At 45.7% G+C, this 26426-nt stretch carries 21 protein-coding genes; 16 read left to right on the top strand and 5 right to left on the bottom strand.

Annotated features, from left to right (window positions below; translation table 11 throughout):
* Nucleotides 1–7: 7 nt before the first annotated feature.
* Together lptE and leuS are read right to left on the bottom strand one after the other, a co-directional pair.
* Nucleotides 8–523, bottom strand: coding sequence for an LPS assembly lipoprotein LptE (gene lptE / locus ACAY30_RS10075; protein WP_290251422.1), 516 nt, complete (start codon nt 521–523; stop codon nt 8–10).
* Complete coding sequence (gene leuS, locus ACAY30_RS10070; protein ID WP_290251421.1) at nt 523–3102, bottom strand: leucine--tRNA ligase; 2580 nt, start codon at nt 3100–3102, stop codon at nt 523–525. Before leuS ends, lptE begins: the two co-directional genes overlap by 1 nt.
* A gap of 229 nt (nt 3103–3331) precedes the next feature.
* On the opposite strand from leuS, the gene ACAY30_RS10065 reads away from it, so the two are divergent.
* The 3 genes from ACAY30_RS10065 to ACAY30_RS10055 all read left to right on the top strand — a co-directional run bounded on the left by ACAY30_RS10065 (nt 3332) and on the right by ACAY30_RS10055 (nt 8617).
* Nucleotides 3332–3823, top strand: coding sequence for a hypothetical protein (locus ACAY30_RS10065; RefSeq protein WP_290251420.1), 492 nt, complete (start codon nt 3332–3334; stop codon nt 3821–3823).
* A gap of 101 nt (nt 3824–3924) precedes the next feature.
* Nucleotides 3925–6318, top strand: a complete 2394-nt coding sequence (locus ACAY30_RS10060; protein ID WP_290251419.1) for a Lon protease family protein — start codon at nt 3925–3927, stop codon at nt 6316–6318.
* Nucleotides 6319–6823: 505 nt separating this feature from the next.
* Nucleotides 6824–8617: a DEAD/DEAH box helicase gene (locus ACAY30_RS10055; RefSeq protein ID WP_290251418.1), complete on the top strand. Its 1794-nt coding sequence runs from the start codon at nt 6824–6826 to the stop codon at nt 8615–8617.
* Between the two features lie 94 nt (nt 8618–8711).
* On the opposite strand, the gene dapD is transcribed toward ACAY30_RS10055, so the two are convergent.
* From dapD to map, 3 genes are all read right to left on the bottom strand, one after another.
* Nucleotides 8712–9542: a 2,3,4,5-tetrahydropyridine-2,6-dicarboxylate N-succinyltransferase gene (gene dapD / locus ACAY30_RS10050; protein ID WP_290251417.1), complete on the bottom strand. Its 831-nt coding sequence runs from the start codon at nt 9540–9542 to the stop codon at nt 8712–8714.
* A gap of 124 nt (nt 9543–9666) precedes the next feature.
* Entirely contained in the window at nt 9667–12291 is a 2625-nt protein-coding gene (gene glnD, locus ACAY30_RS10045) for a [protein-PII] uridylyltransferase (RefSeq protein WP_290251416.1), read from the bottom strand.
* Between the two features lie 137 nt (nt 12292–12428).
* Entirely contained in the window at nt 12429–13274 is an 846-nt protein-coding gene (gene map, locus ACAY30_RS10040) for a type I methionyl aminopeptidase (protein ID WP_290251415.1), read from the bottom strand.
* A gap of 435 nt (nt 13275–13709) precedes the next feature.
* On the opposite strand from map, the gene rpsB reads away from it, so the two are divergent.
* From rpsB to fabZ, 13 genes are all read left to right on the top strand, one after another.
* Nucleotides 13710–14438 carry a 30S ribosomal protein S2 gene (gene rpsB / locus ACAY30_RS10035; protein ID WP_290251414.1) on the top strand — a complete coding sequence of 243 codons (729 nt, stop codon included), beginning with the start codon at nt 13710–13712 and terminating at the stop codon, nt 14436–14438.
* Nucleotides 14439–14542: 104 nt separating this feature from the next.
* Nucleotides 14543–15394: a translation elongation factor Ts gene (gene tsf, locus ACAY30_RS10030; protein ID WP_290251413.1), complete on the top strand. Its 852-nt coding sequence runs from the start codon at nt 14543–14545 to the stop codon at nt 15392–15394.
* A gap of 198 nt (nt 15395–15592) precedes the next feature.
* Nucleotides 15593–15976, top strand: a complete 384-nt coding sequence (locus ACAY30_RS10025) for a hypothetical protein (RefSeq protein ID WP_290251412.1) — start codon at nt 15593–15595, stop codon at nt 15974–15976.
* A 148-nt stretch (nt 15977–16124) separates the two neighbouring features.
* Nucleotides 16125–16868: a UMP kinase gene (gene pyrH, locus ACAY30_RS10020; protein ID WP_290251411.1), complete on the top strand. Its 744-nt coding sequence runs from the start codon at nt 16125–16127 to the stop codon at nt 16866–16868.
* A 44-nt stretch (nt 16869–16912) separates the two neighbouring features.
* Nucleotides 16913–17470, top strand: coding sequence for a ribosome recycling factor (frr, locus tag ACAY30_RS10015; protein ID WP_290251410.1), 558 nt, complete (start codon nt 16913–16915; stop codon nt 17468–17470).
* A 140-nt stretch (nt 17471–17610) separates the two neighbouring features.
* On the top strand, nt 17611–18306 hold the full coding sequence (gene uppS, locus ACAY30_RS10010) for a polyprenyl diphosphate synthase (protein WP_371190271.1): 696 nt from the start codon (nt 17611–17613) through the stop codon (nt 18304–18306).
* Between the two features lie 12 nt (nt 18307–18318).
* Entirely contained in the window at nt 18319–19185 is an 867-nt protein-coding gene (locus tag ACAY30_RS10005; protein WP_290251408.1) for a phosphatidate cytidylyltransferase, read from the top strand.
* Between the two features lie 8 nt (nt 19186–19193).
* A complete protein-coding gene (ispC, locus tag ACAY30_RS10000) occupies nt 19194–20399 on the top strand; it encodes a 1-deoxy-D-xylulose-5-phosphate reductoisomerase (RefSeq protein WP_290251407.1) in 1206 nt (401 codons plus the stop codon).
* On the top strand, nt 20399–21757 hold the full coding sequence (gene rseP / locus ACAY30_RS09995; RefSeq protein ID WP_290251406.1) for a sigma E protease regulator RseP: 1359 nt from the start codon (nt 20399–20401) through the stop codon (nt 21755–21757). The genes ispC and rseP overlap by 1 nt, the downstream gene beginning before the upstream one ends.
* 45 nt (nt 21758–21802) lie before the next feature.
* Nucleotides 21803–24268, top strand: a complete 2466-nt coding sequence (bamA, locus tag ACAY30_RS09990; RefSeq protein WP_290251405.1) for an outer membrane protein assembly factor BamA — start codon at nt 21803–21805, stop codon at nt 24266–24268.
* 97 nt (nt 24269–24365) lie between these two features.
* Complete coding sequence (locus tag ACAY30_RS09985; protein ID WP_290251404.1) at nt 24366–24893, top strand: OmpH family outer membrane protein; 528 nt, start codon at nt 24366–24368, stop codon at nt 24891–24893.
* 8 nt (nt 24894–24901) lie between these two features.
* Nucleotides 24902–25933 (top strand): UDP-3-O-(3-hydroxymyristoyl)glucosamine N-acyltransferase, encoded by a 1032-nt coding sequence (gene lpxD, locus ACAY30_RS09980; RefSeq protein WP_290251403.1) that lies wholly within the window; start codon nt 24902–24904, stop codon nt 25931–25933.
* A 39-nt stretch (nt 25934–25972) separates the two neighbouring features.
* On the top strand, nt 25973–26422 hold the full coding sequence (gene fabZ / locus ACAY30_RS09975; protein WP_290251402.1) for a 3-hydroxyacyl-ACP dehydratase FabZ: 450 nt from the start codon (nt 25973–25975) through the stop codon (nt 26420–26422).
* Nucleotides 26423–26426: the final 4 nt, after the last annotated feature.

Genomic DNA, 26426 nt, shown 5'->3' with positions numbered 1-26426 from the left:
GAGTCCGTTAGAAGTTGCTACTGGCGAGGTTGCGCAAAATAATATCGGCGGCTTCAAAGCGCATTTCTTTGTGCAATAAGTTAAGCTCTCGAGATTTAGCTAGCGCGCGATCTGGGTCGTCTTGATAATTGCGGGTAATGGCAAAATTAAAGCGTTGGCGTTTATCGAGCTCAACATCGATCAGTTCATAAGCAACGGAATAGGTCAGTTCGTATTCAGCGACTTGTCCGTTGTTAAATAAACTCAGTGTTCGTCGATCGAGCTTGTCGGTTAACAGGCGCAGTTGAGGAGTGTTTTGTGCTGGCGCTTTAACCACGTCGACCTCATTAATCGATAGGTGTTGGCGCACGATGCGGGCGAGCTCGCCGTTAGGATCAGAAGAGCTTACATATAGGGTTTGTAATTGCTCTGGCAATAGATAATCACCGCGCAGTTTAAAACCGCAACCGCTGAGCAACGCGACCGTAAGCAAAGCGCTTACGGTCAGCGAGACGTAGGATGTTACGCGTTTTTTTATTGACATTAATTGGCCACAATATTTAACAGTTTGCCCGGTACGTAAATGACCTTGCGAACCGTTTTTCCATCGGTAAACTTACTTACATTCTCTTCGTTAAAAGCTTGTTTTTCAACATCTTCTTGCGAAGCACTGGTTGCAACAGTGATTTTAGCACGTAATTTTCCGTTAACTTGCACGATAACCAGTTTTTCGTCTTCAACCAACGCCGAGCCATCGACAGCTGGCCAAGATGCATCTTCAACGTCGCCGCCGTCACCGATAATAGCCCAAAGCTCGTGACCTAAATGCGGGGTGATTGGCGTTAGCATCAAGACAACGGCTTGCACCGCTTCTTTCATTACGGCTTTGTCAGCGTCCGACTCAAGTGGCGCTTTGGCCAGCGTATTCATCAACTCCATGATTGCCGCAATCGCGGTATTAAAGGTGTTGCGGCGACCGATATCATCACTGACTTTGCTGATGGTTTTGTGCACTTCGCGACGCAACGCTTTGTGATTAGATGCTAACGCAACATCCGACAATGCTTTAATCTCGCCGGCGCTGAACAAGTCGTGTGCCAATTTCCACACACGCTTGAGGAAACGGTGAGCACCTTCAACACCTGAGTCTGACCACTCTAGTGTCTGCTCTGGTGGCGAGGTAAACATGATAAATAATCGCACCGTATCGGCGCCGTACAAGTCGATAACCTGTTGCGGGTCGATACCGTTGTTTTTCGATTTACTCATCTTGCTCATACCGGCAGAAATTACCGGCTGGCCATCTAATTTAGAAACAGCAGACGTTACCTGACCTTTGTCGTTGCGCTCAACGTCAACATCGGTAGGCGAAATCCATGTTTGCGCGCCGTTTGCTTCTTCGCGGTAATAGGTATCTGCTAAGACCATACCCTGACACAGCAAGCTCTTGAATGGCTCGTCAGACTCGACTAAACCGACATCACGCAATAATTTGTGGAAAAAGCGCGAGTACAATAAGTGTAAGATCGCGTGCTCAATACCACCGATATACTGGTCAACCGGCAGCCAGTAGTTGGCTTTGCTCGGATCGAGCATCGCCTGGTCGTGTTGAGGTGAACAGTAGCGAGCGTAGTACCAAGACGATTCCATAAACGTATCAAAGGTATCTGTTTCGTGCAGTGCAGGCTGTCCTTGGTAGGTGGTTTTAGCCCACTCGAGATCTGCTTTGATCGGTGAGGTAACACCGTCCATTACCACGTCTTCGGGTAGCTCAACCGGTAACATGTCTTCAGGAACAGGTACCGACTCGCCATTTTCAAGAGTTAGCATCGGAATTGGTGTACCCCAGTAACGCTGACGAGAAACACCCCAATCGCGCAAGCGATAGTTAACGGTGATTTTGCCTTTACCTAATTCGGCTAGCTTGTCGGCGACCGCTTGGAATGCTTGGTCGAAGTCTAAACCGTCGAATTCACCTGAATTAATCAAGCGATTTTTTTCAACAATCGCTGCCTGCTCAATATCGTCACCTTCACTTGCGCTGATTACTTGCTTGATTTGTAAGCCGTACTTTTTGGCAAATTCATAATCGCGTTGGTCGTGACCTGGTACTGACATAACCGCACCAGAACCGTAGTCCATAAGCACAAAGTTAGCCGCCCAAACCGGTACGTGTTCACCGGTGATCGGGTGGATTGCCTTAAGGCCGGTATCGACACCTAATTTTTCCATGGTTGCCATGTCGGCTTCGCTGGCTTTGTTGTTTTTACATTCGGCGACAAATTGCTCAAGTACTGGATTTGCTTTTGCGGCCTGCAATACTAGCGGATGCTGTGCGGCAAGTGCCACATAGGTGACACCCATTACCGTATCAGGGCGAGTGGTGTAGATATCAAAGCTGTCGTTGCTGTTGGCAACATCAAAGGTCATTTCAACACCTTCAGAGCGGCCAATCCAATTGCGCTGCATGGTTTTTACTTGTTCTGGCCAGCCGTCTAATTGATCCAAATCGTTCAACAACTCTTCCGCATAATCGGTTATTTTGATGAACCACTGCGGGATTTCTTTGCGCTCAACAAGGGCGCCAGAACGCCAGCCACGACCGTCAATGACTTGTTCGTTTGCCAACACGGTTTGATCGACCGGATCCCAATTGACGGTAGCATTTTTCTTGTACACTAATCCTTTTTCATAAAGTTTAGTGAAAAACCATTGTTCCCAGCGGTAGTATTCTTTTTTACAGGTGGCAAACTCGCGATCCCAGTCGTAAGCAAAACCAAGCGACTTTAATTGGTTGCGCATGTAGTCAATATTTTCGTAGGTCCATGCTGCCGGCGCGGCTTTGTTTTTGATTGCCGCATTTTCAGCCGGTAGACCAAAGGCATCCCACCCCATAGGTTGAAGTACGTTTTTACCCTGCAAACGCTGATAACGACTAATAACATCACCCAAGGTGTAGTTGCGAACATGCCCCATGTGCAGACGACCGCTGGGGTAAGGAAACATAGACAAACAGTAAAACTTTTCTTTGCCTTCGATTTCTTCGGCTTTAAAGGTTTTCTTTTCCATCCAACGCTGTTGGATTTTTTGCTCAATAGATTGAGGATTATAAATGGCTTCCATTAAGAACTTTTCCGAATGTGATAGTTATCAAGCGCCACCAGAACACGGCGTTAAAGCGTTGCTAAAAGGGTTTTACTGGCATCGCTACGTTGACCTGTCAAGGTCGGTTCAGGCGCATTATCTGAAATTAAAAATATAGCGGTAATAATACCTTATTTCAGGGCCGTCTCACAACGCTTTCTTAAGACTATACTTAAACAGTGACAGTGCGTTAACGTTGAGGGGGATTATGAGCGAAAAAAAGCAACATTATGACAGTTTAGTTGAACGCGTGAACGATTGGCTTGGACAAGCGGCACCTGCGGAAATGAAAAGCATTGAACAATGGGTCGAAAAGGCCGAGCAGTTGTTAGATGCCGCCGCCCAAGTGTCGGTGACCGAGTACCAACTTAGCATTGATAGTTTTAAGCGCGACTTACTTGGTTTTTATCACAGTTATCAACACGATGCCCAGCACTCGACCTATCTCGCAAATTTGCAAGAGGGCATGTGGCACCACTTGGCCAATTTAACTGACCAGACGCAAATAGAATGGGCAGAGTTTGTTGCCGATGTTGAGCACGATGGCGTCTATAAAACTGGCGATGTGATAGGTTTTGGTCAACTGGTGTGCATGCAATGTCGGCATGTGATTGATATTTGCCACGCCACCGAGGTGACTGATTGTCCCAAATGTGGCCATAATCGTTTTATTCGCCAAGCATTTGAGCACAATATTTAATCACTCATTAGTCAAGCACAACCAGCTGTCCATTTAGCCTTTGATTTTTTGATTAACACATGGTTACACTGACCAAAGGCAATAATCATTAAGGATAATAAATGACAGCAAACGTTGACGCGTTAAAAATACCGGCAAACAAACTGACCGCCGAATTACCCGCGAAATTATTTGAGCAGTCGCAGGTCGACTCGAAGGTACAACAGAAATTTATTGGTCATGAGCGGGCCAAAGAAGCTCTTAACTTCGGTTTGTCAATGGCGTCATGTGGGTTTAATGTGTTTGCAAAAGGCGAGCCTGGCTCTGGTCGTCAAACGCTTATTAGTCAGCTGTTGACTGAGTTTGCGTCACAGGACGATACCGCCGATGAGTGGTGCTACATCAATAACTTTGACGATCCTCAAAGTCCACAGGTGCTTTATTTAAATGCCGGTGAAGGCAAGTTATTGCAAGCTAAAATGAACACCTTAATTGACGATTTGCTCGACTTATTTCCCGAAGTGTTTGATAACCCTGGGTACCAACGCCAGCGAGCCGCTATCGATCGCCAATTCAACAAGCGATACGACCTGGCTATCGAGGAGCTCGAAACCTACGCCTATTCAAAGGATGTGGTGTTGTATGAAGAAAAAGGCGAAATTAGCTTTGCGCCCTTAGTCAATGGTAAGCCGGTTGATGATAAAGAGTTTGCTAAGCTTGACGAGCATACTCGCACGGCGTTTTATCAGCTACTCGAAGAGCTAGAAACCATGCTCAGTGAGAAGTTGCTTGAGCTACCGTTGTGGAAACGAGAGTCAAGTGTGGCGTTGCGCAAATTGAAGTTTGATACCGCAGAACAAAGTGTGCGCCCGCTTCTCAAAGAGCTCGAGCACGAATTTGCTTCAAACATTGGGGTGCTGAAATATTTGCGCCAGGTCAAAGAGCACATTACCGAAGTGGTGCTAGACATTTTGGTGGATGATAACTCGGAAAACACCCGCGATGACAAAGCCTGTCGCAAGCTATTAGTTGATCGCTTTATGCCAAATTTATTGGTTAGTCGCCGTGCAAACGAAGGCGCGCCCGTGGTGTATGAGCAAAACCCAACATTTCAAAATTTATTTGGCACCATTGATTATTCATCAATTCAAGGTGCTGTGTATACCAATTATCGGCTAATTCGAGCTGGCGCTATGCACCGTGCTAATGGCGGTTACCTATTACTCGATGCGGATAAATTACTGACTCAACCCATGGTTTGGCAACGCTTAAAGTTGGCCTTAAAAACCGGAGAGTTGCAAATAGAGCACCCGTATGCCGAAATGAGCATTGGCGGCAGTGTCTCGCTACAGCCGGAAAAAATACCATTAAAAGTCAAAGTCGTGTTGCTTGGTAACTCAGAAATTTATTACACCTTACAAGAATACGATCAAGAATTTACCGAGTTATTTCGAGTCTTGGCGGACTTTGATCGGCACGTAGAAAAAACCGACGAAAATTTAAAGTCGTACGCTACATTGATTCGCCAACATGCGAGCAAACACAATTACCCGCCGGTTGATGATGATGCGATCAGTTTACTAGTGCGTTACTCTCTGCGCAAAGCCGAGCACCAAAACCGGTTATCAGCCAATATCGTTAACATTAATGATTTGCTCGACGAAGCGGTTTTTATCTGGCAAAAAGACGACAAAGAGAGCATCCAAGCTTCACACGTGCAAGCCGCCTTGGCCGCTAAACAACGACGCTCCGGTCGACTCAGTGAAACCTGGCTACAAGAGATTAAAGAAGAACAGGTGTTAATTTCAACGCAAGGAACCGCCGTTGGCAAAGTCAATGGACTGACGGTACTTGAAATTGGCGATAGTGTATTTGGCACGCCGGCGCGTATCTCGGCGACTGTTTACGCGGGCGCCCAAGGGGTGACGGATATCGAACGAGAGGCGGAACTGGGCAAATCTATTCACTCCAAAGGCGTACTGTTACTCATCGGGTATCTCGGTCATAAATACGGGCAAGGTTTTCCCTTGTCGATATCGGCCAACATCGCCATTGAGCAATCCTATGGTCATATCGACGGCGACAGTGCCTCGATGGCCGAGCTGTGCGCTTTGATTTCATCGATTACCGGTATGCCCATTAAGCAAGAAATTGCGATTACCGGTTCAATGAACCAACACGGTGGTGTGCAATCGATTGGCGGTGTGAACGAAAAGATAGAAGGTTTTTATCGCCTGTGTAAAGACAAGGGCTTAACCGGTGAGCAAGGGGTGATCATTCCGAAAACTAACATGATGAATCTAATGTTGGACGACGATGTCATTGAGGCTGTCAAAAATAATATGTTTAGTATTTATGCGGTGGACAATGTCGATCAGGCTTTAGAAATCTTACTCGATGAAAACGCGGGTACGGCAAAGCGCGACGGTAGCTACCCGAAAAAGAGTATTCACGGTCGGTCAATGGCGCGTTTGCAAGCGTTGTCAGAATTGATCAACGGCAGTGACGAAGAGTAATCTTAACGCATATAAACAGACGACTTAATTGAGCAACGCAATCGACAAACGCCGAATTTTAACAGGGTGTAGCGTTGCTCAATAAACGAATAATACACCTAAATGTGATCAGCTCGCTTTGACCATTACCTTCAAAATCGTGGTAAAACCATACAACAAAGCTCAACAGCCCCTAGAGTAATTACATAATGTTACTTGCATATTTTTAACAAATCGGTATGATTCGCGCTCTGCTGTAATCACCTTGCTAATTTGACAGAGTAAATAAACTCGTTGCAGGGATAGAATGATTACATTGCGCGTGGGTTATTTCCGCCATCCGACTTCGCAACGAATGCCTAACTCAAATTAATGGCTTATCGTTGATGTCTATATAGCAATGAGATATTGCTATCGCCATAAGTCGCCAGGTGGATAACGTATATTGAAAATGCAGTTATTTGCCTGGACGAACATCGATTTTGCTCGTCTGTATAGAGCTGCCCTTACAAATAGAAGATGATTAATGACTGATACTAACAATGCTGTCGTCAGCTTTGACGAACTAGGCTTGCCTGAATTTTTACTTTCTGCAATTAAAGACATGGGCTTTACAGCGCCTACACCTATTCAAGAAAAAACGATCGTGCCTTTGTTAAACGGTGACGATGTTTTAGGTGAAGCACAAACCGGTACAGGTAAAACGGCAGCCTTTGGTTTGCCTGCGCTTGCAAAAATTGATACGCGTTTGCGCAAACCACAAATGTTGGTGGTAGCACCAACACGCGAATTGGCTATTCAAGTGGCTGAGGCTTTAGAAGCCTTTGCTGCCAACGTAAAAGGGTTGCGTATCGCAACGGTATACGGCGGTCAATCTTACGGCCCACAATTAGCGCAACTTGAAAAAGGCGCACAAGTGGTCGTAGGCACACCCGGTCGTTTAATGGACCATTTGCGTCGCAAATCATTAAAGCTAGGCGATGTGCGTTTTTGCGCCTTAGACGAAGCCGATGAAATGTTAAACATGGGCTTTTTAGAAGATATCGAGTGGATTTTAGATCACTTGGCAAAAGATACGCAAATGGCGCTATTCTCTGCCACAATGCCACCGGCCATTAAGAAAGTGGCGGATCGATTCCTAACTAATCCAACGCACGTGAAAATTGCTCATAAAAAAGAGTCAAAGAAAAACATCACTCAGTTGGCTTGGAAAGTAACCGGCATCAACAAAAATACGGCACTTGAGCGCATTGTAGAAACACAAGACTATGACGCATTGCTGATTTTCGTGCGCACCCGTAATGACACGATCACGGTTAGTGAATTTTTAGAGCGTCAAGGTTACCCGTGTGCAGCATTAAATGGTGACATGAACCAAGCACAGCGTGAACGCACGGTTGAGCAGCTAAAAAATGGTAAGATCTCGATAATGATTGCTACCGACGTTGTCGCTCGTGGTCTCGATATCCCGCGCATCGATATGGTTATCAACTACGATTTACCGGGTGATACTGAATCGTACGTTCACCGTATCGGTCGCACCGGTCGTGCGGGTCGCGAAGGTACCGCTATTTCTTTTGTGCGCCCTCGCGAAATGTATAGCCTGCGTCATTACGAGCGTGCGACATCAGGCCGCATTGATAGTTTTGACATGCCGGACATTGCCGAAATTGGCAAGAAACGCGTTGAACGAGTAAAACAAGAAATAGTTGCTATTGCCAGTTCACAAGACTTGTCGGCAATGATGACCGTGTTACAAGAAGCGGTTGAGCAAACAGAACTTAGCATGGAACACTTAGCTGCTGCGTTGTTGTATCAAAAGCAATTGAAGCAACCGCTGCAACCGAAAGAAGAGCCGCGTGAGCGCCGTGCGCGTGACGACCGTCGTGGCGATCGCGATGAACGTGGCTCACGCCGAGGTGAACGCAATGACCGTCGTGCAGAACGCGGTGATCGCGGTGAACGTCGCGCAGAGCGTCGTGAACGTCCACGTAACAATGGTCCTCGCGTAGACGTTGATTGGCAAGCTTACCGCATTGAAGTGGGCAAAGAGCACGGCGCGCGTCCAGGAGACATCGTTGGTGCAATTGCCAATGAAATTGCGTTAGACAGTCAATACATCGGTCAAATCGACTTGCATGAGCAGCATTCGATTGTGCATTTGCCAAAAGGCATGCCTAAAGATGCGTATAACAAGTTGCGTACCGTGCGTATCCGCCGCAAGCAATTAGATATCTCGGTTGCCGACCAGCAAGTGGTAACCGCACCGCGTCGTCGCACCAGCCGCCAAGACAAAGGTGAGCGTCGCAACACGCACTAAGGCGACTCGCTTGTAACGCGAAATAAAAGAAAAGGGGCTAATTAGCCCCTTTTCTTATTGCCGAACAAAGCCGGTACACGTGATTTTAATGCGCTTATTCAGCGTTGCGCAATAGCTCGTTAAGTTCGGTTTTACCAAGCGTTTTAGCATCGACCTTTTTGACGATAACGGCGGCGTAAAGGCTGTAGTTACCGCATTTTGAAGGGATATTGCCCGGCACGACAACAGAGCCTGCGGGGACGCGCCCGTAGTGAATTTCACCGGTTTCGCGATCGAGAATTTTGGTTGATTGGCCAATGTAAACGCCCATCGAAATAACCGAGCCTTGTTCAACGACAACGCCTTCGACGATTTCTGAACGCGCACCGATAAAACAGTTATCTTCGATAATGGTTGGCCCAGCCTGTAACGGCTCTAGTACGCCGCCAATGCCGACACCACCCGACAAATGCACGTTTTTTCCTATTTGTGCACAGCTGCCTACCGTTGCCCACGTATCAACCATGGTCCCTTCATCCACGAATGCGCCGATGTTGACAAACGACGGCATAACAACCACGTTTTTGCCGATAAACGACCCCGCGCGAACCGATGCACCAGGGACAATTCGCACACCTTCAGCAGCAAAGCGTGCGTGGTCATAGTCTTTGTATTTCATCGGTACTTTGTCAAAAAACTTACCGTTTTTATCGCCGTCATCAATGACTTCGTTGTCCCAAATGCGAAATGACAACAACACCGCTTTTTTCAACCACTGATTAACCACCCATTGACCATCGACTTTTTCGGCAACGCGAGCCGTTCCGTCGTTTAACATGTCCAAGGCGCTAACAATCGCTTGCTTGATTTCTCCACTAACCGTTGCCGGCGTGATCTCGGCTCGATTTTCAAATGCTTGTTCAATTGTTTGTTGCAGTAAGCTCATAAAACTTCCTAAATAATTATTTAACTGATAATGGTTGATATCGCTTGGGCAATATCAATTAAATGGGTGCTTTGTCGATATTGGTCAGTGGCCGAGCAATCTAAAACCAGTAACTCAACGACGGTTATTGCGCAATATTACAAAGCAGTGTTTCAAGGTGACTTTGCTCTTCGAGCGACAACGCTTCGCCATTCTTGTTTGAAACGATAAAAATATCTTCTACTCGCTCACCATAGGTACTGATTTTAGCCATGTGAACGCTCATCTCACACTGTTGGAATATTTGACCGATATCGGCGAGTAGGCCAGGGCGATCTTTGGCAACCACCTCGATATAATTGACATTGGGGTTGCGGTGTTTGATAAAGCTGACTTTGGTCGGTACCTTAAACTGTTTTAATTTGCTCGGTAACGGTTTTTGCGGATGGGAAATACTTTGCCCAGTCGACAACTGCTTAACCAATGCTTGTTCAATATTATCTAAGTAATAAAGGTCGTTTATCGGTTGGCCCTTAGCATCGAGAACAGTGAACGTATTAAGGGTATAACCGTTTTTAGAGGTCATGATCTTAGCATCGTGAATAGACAGTTTCTTCGATGATAATATCGAAACCGTACTGGCGAAAATATTGCTCTTAAATTTGGTGTAAACAAAAACTTCAGTGCCGCCGCGATAGGCTTTTTTACTCACCATTACCAGCGGTTTTTGTTTGTCGTGACTCACAATATGCCTTGCATGCCACGCAATTTGTGATGGCGTATAGCGAATAAAATAGTCTGGTTTGAATTGCTTCCACAGGCTTTTAACCGCTTCCTCGTCAATGTTTTGTACACTGAGCTTTTCTAGCGCTTTGACTTTGTTCTCTCGAATATTGGTGCGCACTTCAACCGGCTTTTCTAAACCGCGCCTAAACGCCGCCTTGGTGGCAAAGTACAGTTCTTGCAATAAATTTGCTTTCCAGCTGTTCCACAAACTTTCATTCGTTGCCCGCATATCGGCCACGGTTAAACAATAGAGGTAATCAAGGCGATTTTCATCGCGTACCACATCGGCAAATTTGTGAATGACATCGGGATCCGAAATGTCTTTTCGTTGCGCGGTAACCGACATCAGTAAGTGATACTTCACTAGCCAACTGATCAGTCGGCTGTCGGTTTCTGACAATTGGTGAGTGCGACCAAACTCCAACGCATCAATGGCGCCGAGTTTGCTGTGATCGCCACCGCGCCCTTTGGCGATATCGTGATAAATTCCGGCAATGTACAACAGCTCTGGCTTGCGAATGTTTTGCACAATCGCCGAGCACAATGGAAATTCGTGATTGTGTTCGGGCAGCGAAAAGCGATATAAATTCTTGATCAGTCGGTAGCTGTGTTCATCAACAGAATATGCGTGAAACAGATCAAACTGCATCTGGCCAACGATGTTTTGCCATTCGGGTAAATAACTGGCAAGTATTTCATGGCGGTGCATTAAGTTAAAGGCGCGGCCAAGTCCATTGGGGTGACGCATGATTTGCATAAACAAGCGACGACATTCAGCATAATCGTTTAAACCACCAATCAAACGGCGGCGAGTGTTGCGCAGTTTGCGAATGGTCGCTGAGTGAATGCCTTTTATATCGGGGTTATCGGCAATGGTTAAAAACAGTCTCAGAAACATCGAATGGCGACTAAAGCCGCTGCTGTTATGCAGGCGAATAAGTTGACCTATTTTGTCGAAGTTGTGGTCGATAGGTACCGCGTCAATGTGTTCGTGTTTGCCTAAAAAGCCTTGCTCGAAATGTTGTAAAAGCATTTCGTTCAGTTCATTTACCGAGTTGATAATACGGAAAAAGCGCTTCATCATGCGCTCAACTGCCGGTTTTCCATCCGCGCCAAAGCCCATCATTTTGGCAACATCGCCTTGATAGTCAAACAGCAACCGATTTTCACTGCGCCCAGCAACCATGTGTAGGCAAAAGCGCATACGCCACAGGTAATCCTGACATTCGATCAGCTCTTGTAGCTCATTTTCAGACAGGTAATCATGAGCGACTAACTGCTGGATACTGTCGGCTAGGAAATGGCGCTTGGCAACCCAGCTGATGGTTTGAATGTCTCGCAGCCCACCGGGGTTGGCTTTTAGATTTGGTTCAAGGGTGTAGGCGGCACCTTTGTATTGTTGATGGCGCTTTTTTTGCTCGTCGCGTTTGGCGATAAAAAATGCCTTGGAAGGCCAAAATGATGCTTTGTTGAGATGCGGACGCAGTTGCTCTTCAAGCATAACGTTACCGCATATGAGTCGCGACTCAAGTAAATTAGTGGCTATGGTGACGTCGGCTTTGGCTTGCTTCACACACTCTTTAATGCTGCGCACGCTGTGACCGATGTCTAAGCGAATATCCCACAATTCGGTGATGAAAGCTGCAATGTGTTCACCGACTGTATCACTGATATTGTCTTTGGTTAAAATTAAGATGTCGACGTCAGAATGCGGGTGCAATTCCCCCCGTCCGTAGCCACCAACCGCTAATAAGCTAATTTGATGCTCATCTAAGTGGTGCTGGCACCAAACCTTCTGCAGTACCTGATCGACAAATTCAGCGCGTGCGTGGACGAGCTCGGTGATTTCATAGTGGTGAAAGTTGTCGCCGAGCCACTGATAAAAATCTTGCCCTAATGCCACAAGGTCACTGGTGGTTAAGTTAACCGCCGCGGGGGCGAGTTTGGCGGTTAAATGTGTGGGGATGATCGAGTCAGTTAACATCGGCTGTTTACTACCTTGTTGTCGTTAATTCGCGTTGTTATTATTGATTTAGAAGTTACTTGGTAACGGCCTAACTCATCGGTTGAGTCCGTCGCTAACCAAGCCGCGCTTGCGGCTTGGTTTAAGGTGCGTATCGGCTAATTGTGCATAATGCGCTTGATGTCTTTTTCTTCGCTGCGCAAAGTGAGGATTTCGCAGCCGGTATCGGTAACTAAAATCGTGTGTTCCCATTGAGCTGAGTTTTTGCCGTCAACAGTGTAGGCGGTCCAACCGTCGTCTTTATCTAAAACGGTACCGCCTTTGCCCAAGTTGATCATGGGTTCAATGGTGAAAATCATGCCCGCTTTCATCTTTCGGTTATCGGCGTTCTTATAGTGCAAGATTTGCGGTTCTTCGTGGAATACGGTACCGATGCCATGACCACAGAAATCTTTGACAATGCCGTAACGTCCTGCTTTTTTGATGTACTTTTGAATTGTCGTACCAATATCGGCAAACGTATTTCCCGGTTTTACTTTTTTGATCGCCGCATACAGGCTTTCTTGAGTAATGCGACACAAGCGACGGTTTTCTGGGGTTACATCACCAATCAAAAACATTTTCGACGTATCGCCGTGGAAATAAGTTTTCTCACTCTCAGCGGTATCAGGGTCATCAAAGCTGATTTTTACGGTGATATCGATATTTACGATGTCGCCATCTTGCAAGGTTTGCTCACTGGGGATACCGTGACAAACGACATGGTTGACCGAAGTACAAATTGACTTGGGAAAGCCGCCGTCACCGTTGTTGTCGGCACCGTAGTTTAACGGCGCAGAAAGGGCGTTGTGTTCGGCTGTATAGTCAGCACAAATGCGATCCAACTCTGCCGTGGTCACACCCACTTTGACATGGGCTTCTATCATCTCTAGAACGTCGGCCGCCAACTTACCAGCGATGCGCATTTTTTCGATTTCATAAGGCGTTTTTATGGCAATACTCATGAGTTTCCTCTGTGGCTTTAGCAACCGATATTACGCTATCGGTCAAAGCCTAATAAATCAACATTTTAAAAGCTTAAATAATAACCCAGCTTAATCTAAAAAGCACCCGCACAGCGTTAATTTTCAAGGGCGTGAATTAGTTTAACCACCAAACCAATATCGATGTACAAAAAAACAACAAAACTTTAAGCTTTTACTTTATTTTTGCAATCAATAGTGGTATAAAGCACCGCTCAAATCATTCTCGCTACACACAGTGGTGTGATTTGTCGTATTCGTCAGTTGAACTGTGCGAATACAATTAACTTTATTTATTATTAATCTCACATACATTCAGCAAACATATACCGGGGTGCCTGTTACCTGCTTTACAAGGTAACGATAGGTCGGAGATATGGAATGTATGAACGCATAACCCCAATAGAGGATTTTAAAATGCCAAACGTATCTATGCGCGACATGCTTAAAGCAGGTGTACACTTCGGTCACAAAACTCGTTACTGGAACCCTAAGATGAAGCCGTTCATCTTCGGTGCTCGTGACAAAGTGCATATCATCAACCTAGAATCAACTGTGCCAATGTTCAACGAAGCTCTGCAATTTTTATCAGGCGTTTCTGCGAAAAAAGGTAAAGTTCTTTTCGTTGGTACTAAGCGCGCAGCAAGCGAAGCAGTTCGTGAAGCAGCTATCAAGTGTGACCAATTCTACGTTGATCACCGTTGGTTAGGTGGTATGTTGACTAACTGGAAAACTGTTCGTCAATCAATCCGTCGCCTTAAAGATTTAGAAACTCAAAGCCAAGACGGTACTTTTGACGCTCTTACTAAGAAAGAAGCGTTAATGCGTACTCGTGAAATGGAAAAACTTGAGAAGAGCCTTGGCGGTATCAAGAACATGGGTGGCCTACCTGACGCTATCTTCGTTATCGATGCTGATCACGAGCACATTGCAATTAAAGAAGCAAACAACTTAGGTATCCCTGTAGTAGCTGTTGTTGATACTAACTCAAACCCAGATGGCGTTGACTACATCGTTCCTGGTAACGACGATGCTATCCGTGCAGTTAGCCTATACCTAGAGTCTGCAGCTAATGCTGTAATCGAAGGTCGTGAATCTAACATTGCCGTAGCAGCTGAAAAAGACGGTTTCGTAGAAGCTGAATAATTGCTGTAAGTCACAGACGTGTCAAACGCGTTTGTGACTCATTTCTTTAACGAAAGGGCGTAGCCTTTTCGCACTAAAACTACAGATATTTTGAGGAATAAGTCATGGCAATCACTGCTAAAGACGTAAAAGAATTACGTGACCGCACTGGCGCGGGCATGATGGATTGTAAAAAAGCTCTTCAAGAAGCCAACGGCGACATGGAACTTGCAATTGAAAACATGCGTAAGTCTGGTCAAGCTAAAGCGGCTAAAAAAGCGGGTAACATCGCTGCTGAAGGTGCAATCATCATCAAGCAAGCTGACGGTGTTGCAGCACTTGTTGAAGTTAACTGTCAAACTGACTTCGTAGCTAAAGATTCTAACTTCTTAAACTTTGCTAACGAAGTTGCAGATTACGCAATCGCTAACAAGCCTTCTATCGAAGCATTAAAAGAGCAGTTTGAAGAAACTCGTGTTGCTCTAGTTGCTAAAATCGGTGAGAACATGAACATCCGTCGTGTTGAGTACATCGAAGGCGCTGCATTAGCTTCTTATATCCACGGTGGCACAATCGGTGTTGTTGTTGCTGGTGAAGGCGACGCGGAATCACTTAAGCACGTTGCAATGCACGTTGCTGCTTCTAAGCCTGAGTACGTTAACCCTGAAGACGTTCCAGCTGACGTAGTTGAAAAAGAGAAAGCTATCCAAATCGATATCGCGATGAACGAAGGCAAGCCTGCTGAAATCGCTGAGAAGATGGTTTCTGGCCGTATGAAGAAATTCACTGGCGAGATCTCTCTAACTGGTCAAGCGTTCATCATGGAACCTAAGCGCACTGTTGGTGACGTTCTTAAAGAAAAAGGTGTTTCTGTTTCTAACTTCATCCGTTTAGAAGTTGGTGAAGGCATCGAGAAGAAAGAAGAAGACTTCGCAGCTGAAGTAGAAGCGCAAATCGCTGCTGCTAAAGGTGCATAATTTAATTCGGTAACACACTGAATTAAATACCATCTCAATGTTAAAAGCTCCGCTTGTGCGGAGCTTTTTTGTGTCGGTTGTAAAATGCAGCACGCTCGCGCAAGTCGCAACCAAGACGAACTTGCAAGTGAACGTTGTAGATTGCCCATTTGCTTGATACCATGCACCACAGAGGTTAAGTAAATAGAGTGGAACGTTTTGGCTAAGCGATACATACGTGAATTAATGGCTGTTGGCTTTGGTGTTATTCTCACCGGCTTCTACTACTTTCTGGTTGAGTTTCAACCGTATTTATCACTCCTCAAGTCACCCAGTTCCGATCAAGTGCTCAGTTACTACGACGACTCTGTTATTATCGTCATTAGCTTGAGTTTATTGCTGACAACATTGTTTGTTTGGTTTATTCGCAATCACTATCAAATTTGCGGTCCGCGCTTACTTATCTGGCTTTTGATACCAACGCTTGTCCACCTGCTGATTCGCATCGACTTATTCACCTTTTACGCACCGCTAACGGCGATTGTGGTATTGCCCTGTACGTTAGTCATATGCGCAATAATTTTGCCGCACAGGGCGATATGACAAAGCAGTGGATAAATCTGCTAATAGGTATTAAAATAGCGCAGATTTAATTGGCGCAATGCGGTTGCGCCTTTATTTGATGTAATTTGCGTCTAATCAACGCAATACACTTACAAAACGCCACATTACAAATATAGGATTAGCAAGTATGAGCGCAACACCTAAACCAACTTATCATCGTATTTTACTCAAACTTAGTGGTGAAGCCTTAATGGGCGAAGAGGGTTTTGGTATTGACCCAAAAATTCTTGATCGCATGGCGCAAGAAATCAAAGAGCTAGTGGAAATGGGTGTTCAAGTCGGTTTAGTTATCGGCGGTGGTAACTTATTTCGCGGCGCCGGATTAGCCGCAGCGGGTATGAACCGCGTCGTTGGCGATCAAATGGGCATGCTTGCCACGGTGATGAATGGATTGGCGATGCGCGACGCGTTGCATCGTGCGTTTGTCAATGCGCGCTTGATGTCAGCGATTGACTTGCAAGGCGTATGTGACAGCTACAACTGGGCTGAAGCAATCAGTTTGCTTAAATCAGGCCGCGTTGTTATTTTCTCGGCCGGTACCGGTAATCCATTTTTCACCACCGATTCAGCCGCTTGTTTGCGCGGTATCGAAATCGAAGCCGATGCGGTGTTCAAAGGCACCAAGGTCGATGGCATTTATTCGGCAGACCCTGTATCCAACCCTGACGCTGAACTATACTCTCAATTAACCTATTCAGAAGTGTTGGATAAAGAGTTGAAAGTAATGGACTTAGCGGCCTTTACTTTAGCTCGCGATCACTCTATGCCAATTCGCGTATTCAACATGAATAAAGAAGGCGCACTCAAGTCTATCATCCTAGGTAGTAGCGAAGGCACGTTAATAGACCACGCTGAAAATTTAACTAAGTAATGCTGTAATCAGCGTTAGCAAGAATAAGATAAAAGGAAACTGTTTTGATCGACGATATTAAAAAAGATGCTCGTGACCGTATGGGCAAGAGTATTGAAGCTTTAAAACTTAACTTAAATAAAATTCGTACAGGCCGTGCGCACACATCGCTACTAGACAACATTAGCGTATCGTATTATGGTGTCGACACCCCGTTGAACCAAGTTGGTTCGGTATCAACGCCAGATGCGCGCACTTTAGCGATCACTGTGTTTGATAAATCAATGATCAGCGCGGTAGAAAAAGCGATTTTAACCTCTGACCTGGGTTTAAACCCATCGTCACAAGGTACGCTTATTCGCATTCCGTTGCCACCGTTAACCGAAGAGCGCCGTCGTGACTTAGTTAAAGTGGTTGGTGGCGAGATTGAAAATGGTAAAATTGCCATTCGCAACATTCGTCGCGATGCGAATTCGGACATTAAGTCACTTAATAAAGAAAAAGAAATCAGTGATGATGAAGCACGTCAAGCAGAAGACGAAATTCAGAAAATCACCAATGAATTTGTCAAGCAAGCTGACGAGTTAGCTGCGGCAAAAGAAAAAGAGCTAATGGAGATTTAATCTCTGTTAGTTCGCCCAGCCGCAAGCTCGTGAGCGCGTTATGAGCATGAGTTTGCGGCGTTTTAGTTTATGGAATCAATGTGACAACAACCAATAATAAATTTGAAACCAAGTCACTGCCACAACACGTGGCTATTATCATGGACGGTAATGGGCGTTGGGCACAACAACAAGGCAAGGTTCGAGTCTCTGGTCATAAAGCTGGGGTAGAATCGGTTAGAGCCTGTGTTACCACCGCTCGAAAAATGGGAGTGAAAGCATTAACTTTATTCGCCTTTAGTTCTGAAAACTGGTTGCGTCCAGAGCAAGAAGTTAGTGTGTTAATGGATTTATTTATGTATGTGCTGACCAAAGAAGTTAAGCGCTTGCATAAAAACAATATTCGCTTTCAATTGATTGGCGATAAAAGCCGTTTTTCTGAAAAACTACAAAAACAAATTGTTGAAGCTGAACAATTAACCAAAAATAATGATGCAATGGTACTCTCTGTTGCAGCCAACTACGGCGGGCGTTGGGATATCGCGCAAGCGACCAAGAAAATTGCCCAGTTAGTTGCTGATCAACAGCTCGATATCGATAGCATTGATGAAAAACTGCTTGATCAATATATTAATTTGGCGGACTTACCTGAACTGGATATGCTTATAAGGACAGGAGGGGACTACCGTATCAGTAACTTCCTGCTTTGGCAGGCAGCATACGCTGAACTGTATTTTACCGAGACCCTATGGCCTGACTTTAATGAAGTGGCGTTTGAACGCGCACTGATGTCATTTTCTAATCGAGAACGACGTTTTGGCAAAACCGGTGACCAAGTAAAGGCCGAGAAAACATAAAAGGACTAACGTTTGTTAAAGCAACGTATTATTACAGCTGCCGTTTTAGCACCCTTAGCTATTGCTGCAATATTCTTCTTATCATTACAAAATTTTGCTGCTGTGCTAGCTGTCGTTCTCGCCATAGGTGCTTGGGAATGGGGGCCTCTAATGGGCTTCGATACCAAAACGCGTCGTATTGGTTTTGTATCTGCATTAGTACTGGCTATTGTTGGCGTTTGGTATTTAGTACCTCCTGAAACCATTTGGTCGTCATCTGGACACGCCAATCCTTGGGTTATTGTCGTGATGTCGATATCAACCTGTTGGTGGTTGATTAGCGCAATGATGATAAGCAAATACCCGAAACATTCAAATTTTTGGACTACACATCGCAGTATCCGCGGTATCTTTGGCCTACTTACCTTAGTCCCCACGTGGTTGGCATTCTTAACACTGCGCTCAAATGATTACCCTATCGATGAGTACCACGGTAGCTATCTTATTTTATTGTTATTTGCTTTGGTTTGGAGTGCTGACATTGGCGCTTACTTTACCGGCAAACGCTTTGGCAAACACAAGTTGATGCCTAATGTCAGTCCGGGTAAAACCATTGAAGGTTTCATCGGCGGGATGGTTTGTGCATCCGTTGTGGCTGCAGCCATTGCGTTATTCTTTGGCAGTAGCGCCCAACAATTAACTAAGATGATTGTTTTGGCGGTCGTAGTAAGCACCGTATCCGTCATTGGAGACCTTACTGAAAGCATGCTCAAGCGACAAGCTGGCGTCAAAGACAGCGGTCGTATCTTACCCGGCCATGGCGGTGTTTTGGATCGCATCGACAGTCTGACAGCAACCGCGCCAATATTTGCCTTGTGCCTGATTTTATTTACGTGGTAATCGATTAAATGCAAGGTTTATCTGTTTTAGGGGCAACCGGTTCAATTGGCATGTCCACGCTGGATATTGTGCGCCGACATCCTCAAAAATTCCGAGTGATTAGCCTCAGTGCAAACCAGCGGGTTGAGCAAATGCACGCCCTGTGCTTAGAGTTTAAACCGCAAACAGTAGTAATGGTTGACGCCAGCGCTGCCGAACAACTTAAATTGATGTTGATGCAGTCAGGCGATCATCAAATTCAGGTACAACAAGGAGAGCAGTCATTGCTCGACTTGGTCAAGGCACCCGACGTAGACATTGTCATGGCGGCAATTGTCGGCGCATCGGGCTTGCTACCGACATTAGAAGCGGTTAAGGCCGATAAAAAAGTACTTCTTGCCAATAAAGAAGCGCTGGTGACGTCGGGGCAAATATTTATCGATGCTCTGCACGCGTCGAAGGCAACACTATTACCCATCGATAGCGAACACAATGCGATTTTTCAATGTTTGCCCAAAGGCATGCAAGACAGCGTTGGTCATGGCGCTATAACCGATTACGGGATCAGTAAAATATTGTTAACCGGCTCTGGTGGACCGTTTAGAACGCTTCCTTTGGAGCAATTTGATACGATAACGCCAGAGCAGGCGTGTGCTCACCCAAACTGGGACATGGGACAAAAGATATCTGTTGATTCAGCAACGATGATGAATAAAGGCCTTGAGTTTATTGAAGCTAAGTGGCTATTCAACTTAAGCGCTGATGATATCCAGGTGGTGCTCCATCCACAATCTACCATTCACTCCATGGTACAATACAAAGACGGCTCAGTGCTGGCGCAAATGGGCAATCCCGATATGCGCACGCCAATCGCACACGCCATGGCTTATCCAGAGCGCATTGATGCAGGCGTGCAGGCGTTTGATTTTTTCAACTGCCAAAGTTTTCAATTTGCGCAAGCTGACTTTGAGCGTTATCCCAACTTAAAACTTGCCATCGACGCGTGTCGCGCTGGGCAGGGGGCGTGTACCGCTCTCAATGCGGCAAATGAGATTGCCGTTGCCGCGTTTTTAGCGAAACAGATAAAATTTACCGATATCGCTAAAATTAACGCCGAGGTTATGCAATCTTTTCTGACAACGGATGTTCGTAGCATAGAGGACGTGTTACGCTTAGACCAAGAAGCACGGAAACAAGCCTCGTCGCAGGTTGATTGGTTAAAGGAAAATAGTTGATGTTTGAGTTTTTGTGGAATCTGGCGTCATTTATCGTCGCATTGGGTTTATTGATAACGGTACACGAATACGGCCATTTTTGGGTGGCGAGAAAGTGTGGCGTAAAAGTACAAAAATTTTCTATCGGATTTGGTAAGACGTTACTGCGCCGCCACGACAAATACGGCACTGAGTACGTCATTGCGGCCATTCCTCTGGGCGGCTATGTAAAGATGCTCGACAGTCGCGTCGACGAGGTTAGCGACGCCGATAAACCGTATGCATTCGACGGCAAATCGGTATATCAGCGCATTGCCATTGTCAGTGCTGGGCCAATCGCTAATTTCTTATTTGCCATTGTCGCCTTCTACTTGATGTTCTTGATCGGTATGACCAGCGTTAAACCGGTTATTGGCGACGTTGAACAAAACTCAATTGCCGCTCAAGCGGGGATCAGCACCGCAAGCGAAATCGTTGCCGTCGGCGGTGATAAAACGGTCGATTGGCAAGCGGTAAACATGGCGTTAGTTAGCCACATCGGTGATCCCCAAATTACCATTCAAACAAAGCAGGCTGATTCGAGCTATGTTAAAACGCATCAGCTAGATACCCGGAACTGGCAGTTTGAACCGAGCAAAGTCAGCGCTATGGACAGCTTGGGGATCATCCCGTTTAGACCAGAAATCAAGCCTATTATTGGCCGTCTCGTTGCAGAACAAGCAGCGGATAAGGCGGGCATTCAAGTAGGTGATGAGATAATTGCTGTCGACGGCCAAAAATTAGATGGCAATTGGCAGAAATTTGTGGATACTATTGTACAAAATCCCAATCGTCGAGTCGCGGTGACCATCAACCGTCAAGGTGTTGAACAAACAATTCAGGTGTTGGTGGGAACTCAAACCAACGATAACGGTCTCAGTGTTGGTTACCTTGGTTTATCGCCTACATTATCGCCGTGGCCTGACAGCCACAAAGTTGATATATCATACGGCCCATTGGAGGCCTTGCCAAAAGCACTCTCGAGCACGTGGAATCTGATAACCCTCAGTTTCGACATGATTGGCAAGCTTCTCACTGGCCATGTCAGCGTTGATAACTTGAGTGGGCCAATTGCTATTGCACAAGGTGCGGGTAGCAGTGCCGGCATCGGTTTAGTATACTTCCTTAGCTTTTTAGCTTTGATAAGTATTAACCTTGGCATTATAAACTTGTTGCCTCTTCCCATTTTAGACGGTGGGCATTTACTTTACTACGCGGTAGAGTTAGTGACGGGCAAGCCGGTTTCGGAAAAAGTTCAAGAAATAGGTTTTAAAATAGGGGCTCTGGTATTGCTAACGCTGATGTGTATCGCCATTGTCAATGATTTAGCCAGACTCTAACAAGACGGCGTCAGCCGCATAACATGAAAAAGTTGATAAGAACCCATGATAATAAAAAAACTCGCCTTAGCAGTATTATTGGGCAGCGTTGGTAGTCAAGCATTTGCTGCCAATGAGTTTGTCGTAGAAGATATCGAAGTAGAGGGATTACAAAGGGTCGCTTTAGGCGCCGCTTTAACACACATTCCAGTTAGCGTTGGCGATCAGCTCAACGAGTTTCGTATTGCCCAGTCGATAAAGTCACTGTACAAGTCTGGACACTTTCACGATATCGAGGTATTGCGCGAAGGCAATAGCCTTATTTTTAAAGTGAAAGAGCGCGAGACAATTTCTGAAATCGTATTTGATGGCAATGACGACATCAAGGACGAACAGCTACAAGAAAGTCTAGACGGTTCAAACATTCGCGTCGGTGAAACACTGGATCGCTCAGTATTAACGGGTATTGAAACTGGCTTAGAAGATTTTTATCACAGCGTTGGTAAATACAATGCGAAAGTGACCACGCAAATAGCCCGCCTTCCTCGCAACCGCGTTATCTTAACGTTTGAATTTGACGAGGGCGATGCAGCCGCCATTGAACAAATCAACATCGTCGGTAACGAGTTATTTTCCGATGCTGAATTATTAAATCGCATCGAGCTAACTTATGACTCACCTTGGTGGAATTTTATGGCGCAAGATCGCTATCAAAAGCAAACCTTACAAGGCGATATGGAGTCGATTGAAAGTTATTACCTCGATCGCGGTTATTTGCGCTTTAACATTGATTCAACTCAAGTATCAATGACGCCGAATAAAGAAGGTGTTTACATCACCATGAACGTCACCGAAGGCGAGCAGTACAAAATCAGCGCGGTTGAGTTCATGGGCGACATGGTGGGCTACGACAATACCATCAAAGCACTGGCTCCACTGCGCGAAGGTGAACTGTACAACGCCGCGGAAGTTACTTATACCGAAGAGATGATCTCAAAGTTTTTAGGCCGCTTTGGTTACGCTTATCCCAAGGTGCAAACCGGTACCGAGATCAACGACGAAGACAAAACGGTGAAGTTGATAGTCAACGTCGATCCGGGTAAGCGTGTGTATGTAAATCGCATTAACTTTACCGGTAACGACGTAACGTCAGAAGAAGTACTGAGACGCGAAATGCGTCAAATGGAAGGCTCGTGGTTGTCAAATAACCTGTTAGAGCAGTCTAAGATTCGAATCCAGCGTTTACCGTATTTTGAATCGGTTGAGTTTGAAACCACGCCGGTACCGGGTGAAGAAGACCTAGTAGATGTCGACTTTACCGTCAAAGAACAACCGTCTGGTTCGTTTACAGCGGGTATTGGTTACGGTTCGTACTCAGGTCTTAGCTTAAACGCCGGTATCCAACAAAATAACTTTTTGGGTACGGGGAATCGCTTGGGCTTTTCAATCAATACCATGCGTTTTTCAAAAAGTGCCAATATCACCTACACCGACCCTTATTTTACCATTGATGGGGTGTCGCTTGGTGGTAACATCTTTTTTAGTGAGTTTGACGCCGGACGCGCTAACCTAGTTGCCTATAACAACACCTCGTATGGTATCGGTGCCAATGTTGGTTACCCAATAAACGAATACATGCGATTAAACTTCGGTTTGGGCTATAAAAACTCGGATATTTCTAATTTGCAAACCTACGAGCAAATCAAGAATTTCAACGAAGTCTTTAAAGATCCAGATGATCCTGACGCGAAGCTGAATTTTGAAACCTATGACTTAACTGCTTCGTTATCGAGAATCACCCTAAACCGCGGTACGTTTCCAACCCAAGGTACATCTCAGGTGTTATCGGGTAAAGTGACGCTACCAGAAGCCTCGGATGTCGAATACTTTAAAGTCAAGTACGACGCCAAATATTACAAGCCGTTGTCAAGAGATCACAGCTGGACCTTCTTAGCGCGCTTTGAAGCGGGTTATGGCAATGGCTATGGCGATGTTAATGGCAACGACCAATTACTGCCGTTTTGGGAAAACTTTAGAGCGGGTGGTGCGACTACGTTACGCGGCTTTGAAAACAACACGGTTGGTCCGCGCGCGATTTATCGCCGTCCGTCAACTCAACCAGGCTTGCCTGGTCAGGGCTCGGAAATCAGCCCACCAAATCAAGATGCGATTGCCATTTCAAGACAAAGTGTCGGTGGTAACGCCATGGCGATAGCGGGCATCGAACTTATCGTACCTACCCCGTTTTTAGACGAGAGTTACACCAACTCGGTACGCAGCAGTTTATTTGTCGATGCGGGTAACGTATGGGATACTGAATTTAATTTATCTGATTACAGCACATTGAAACCAGAAGAGTTTAATAAAATCGCTGATTATTCAGATCCGATGCGCATTCGTACCTCGGCAGGTTTATCGATTCAGTGGTTGTCACCAATGGGACCAATGATTTTTAACTTCGCCAAACGCTTGCGCAGTGAAGATGGCGATGACACGGAGTTCTTTAGCTTTAACATTGGTAAAACGTTCTAAGGCGTTTGCCTAAGACGAATGAGCTACGCGTCCGATGTGGCGCGATGTCAAAGACTACGTCATCACAAGACAAGACAAGATAACAATACAACAGGAGATGTTTGTGAAAAATTTACTTAAATCGGCTGCTTTAACAGCCGTAGCTTCAACTATGATGATGGCATCAAGCCAAGCGATGGCCGCAGACCAAAAGATTGCCACAGTGAATGTTCAGCAGGTCATTTCACAGCTTCCGCAAATGGCGGCAATTCAACAGAGCATTGGCGCTGAGTTTAAAGATCAAGTTGACGCACTAAAACAGCTTGAAGGCGATATCAAGTACAAAATGGAAAAGCGTCAACGCGACGAAGCGATTATGAGTAAAAAAGAGATTGAGCAGCTCGAGAAAGAGATTGTTGATTTGCGTCAACAGTACGCTTCGCAAGCTCAACCTTTGCAACAAAACTTAAAGCGTCGCGAACAAGAAGAGCAACAAAAAATCTTAAAGTTAGTAAAAGAAGCCATTGATGCTGTCGCTAAGAAGGACGGTTATGACATCGTGATTCAGCAGTCAGCGGTAGCATTTTCTAAGCCAGATTTTGATATTTCAGCTAAAGTTGTAGAACAAGCCGGTAAAACCCAATAAGGTCTTTTATGGTTACTCTAGGAGAACTGGCCAAGCAACTTGGTGGTTCCGTACAAGGGGATGAGTCTTGCCAGATTCATTCCCTTGGTACATTAGCAGACGCCCAAACTGGGCAAATTGCCTTTTTAGCTAACGCCAAATATCGCCAATACGTCGAACAAACCAATGCCAGTGCGGTGATCGTTGCGCCAGCGCAAGCGAGTTTGTGTCCAGGTAATGCGCTGATTATTGACAATCCGTATTTGGCCTTTGCCAAAGTGGCGCAGTTGTTAGATACCACGCCAAAAGCGTCTTGTGATATTGCCTCATCGGCAGTTATCGGCGAAGGCGTTGTACTCGGCGAGGGCGTATCGATAGGTGCGAATACGGTAATCGAAAGTGGCGTGCAATTGGCCGACCACGTGACCATTGGCGCGAACTGCTTTATTGGTAAGCACGCGAAAGTAGGTGCACACACTCAGCTTTGGTCAAACGTCAGCATCTACCACCGGGTTGAAATTGGTGAGCACTGTTTGGTTCAGGCCAATACAGTTATTGGTAGTGATGGTTTTGGTTATGCGAACGATGCGGGCACCTGGGTAAAAATCCCGCAACTTGGTACCGTTGTGATCGGCAATCGTGTTGAAATAGGCGCATGTACTACAATTGATAGGGGTGCCTTAGAAAATACCATCATCGAAGACAATTGTATCATCGACAACCAAGTGCAAATTGCCCATAACGTGCAGCTTGGCTACGGTAGTGCGATGGCTGCCTGTAGTGTTATCGCCGGTAGTACAAAAGTTGGTAAACACTGTATCATTGCCGGATTAGTTGGTATCAACGGCCATATTGAGATTGCCGATGGTACCTCGTTTACCGGGATGACCATGGTGACTAAAAACATCAAAGAATCTGGCTTGTACTCATCCGGCATACCGGCCCTTAACAACAAAGAATGGCGTCGCAATGCCAGTCGTTATAAACACTTAGATGCAATGTATAAACGTCTACAGGAATTAGAAAAAACCGTAGAACAGCTACAAAGTGGACAATCTTAATATCGCGGTAACAGCGATGTATTTTGCAAGGAATTAGTTTTGGAAAAGACTAACAACATTATAGACATTGAAGAGATTCAAACACTAATCCCACACCGGTACCCCTTCTTATTGGTCGATCGCGTGTTGGATTACGTACCTGGCCAGTCGATTCACGCGATTAAAAACGTATCGGTTAATGAACCGGTATTTCAAGGCCATTTCCCGCAGTATAAAATTTTCCCTGGCGTGATGATCCTTGAAGCGATGGCTCAAGCCGGCGGTATATTGGGGTTTAAGTCAGTTGAAGGTGGCGAAGACGAGATGTTTTTGTTTGCGTCAGTAGATAATGCGCGTTTTAAAGCGCCGGTAGTACCGGGTGATACCATGCATCTGCATTTAGAATTGGTCAAAGAGCGCCGTGGTATGTGGAAGTTTGCGGGTACGGTAAAAGTTGATGGCAAAGTTGTCTGTACTGCCGATTTAATGTGTGCAAGAAAAGGTATTTAATTTC

It is taken from the genome of Thalassotalea ponticola, assembly GCF_041379045.1.
Lineage (GTDB): Bacteria > Pseudomonadota > Gammaproteobacteria > Enterobacterales > Alteromonadaceae > Thalassotalea_A > Thalassotalea_A ponticola.
This window is presented reverse-complemented; position numbering and strand designations above follow the sequence as displayed.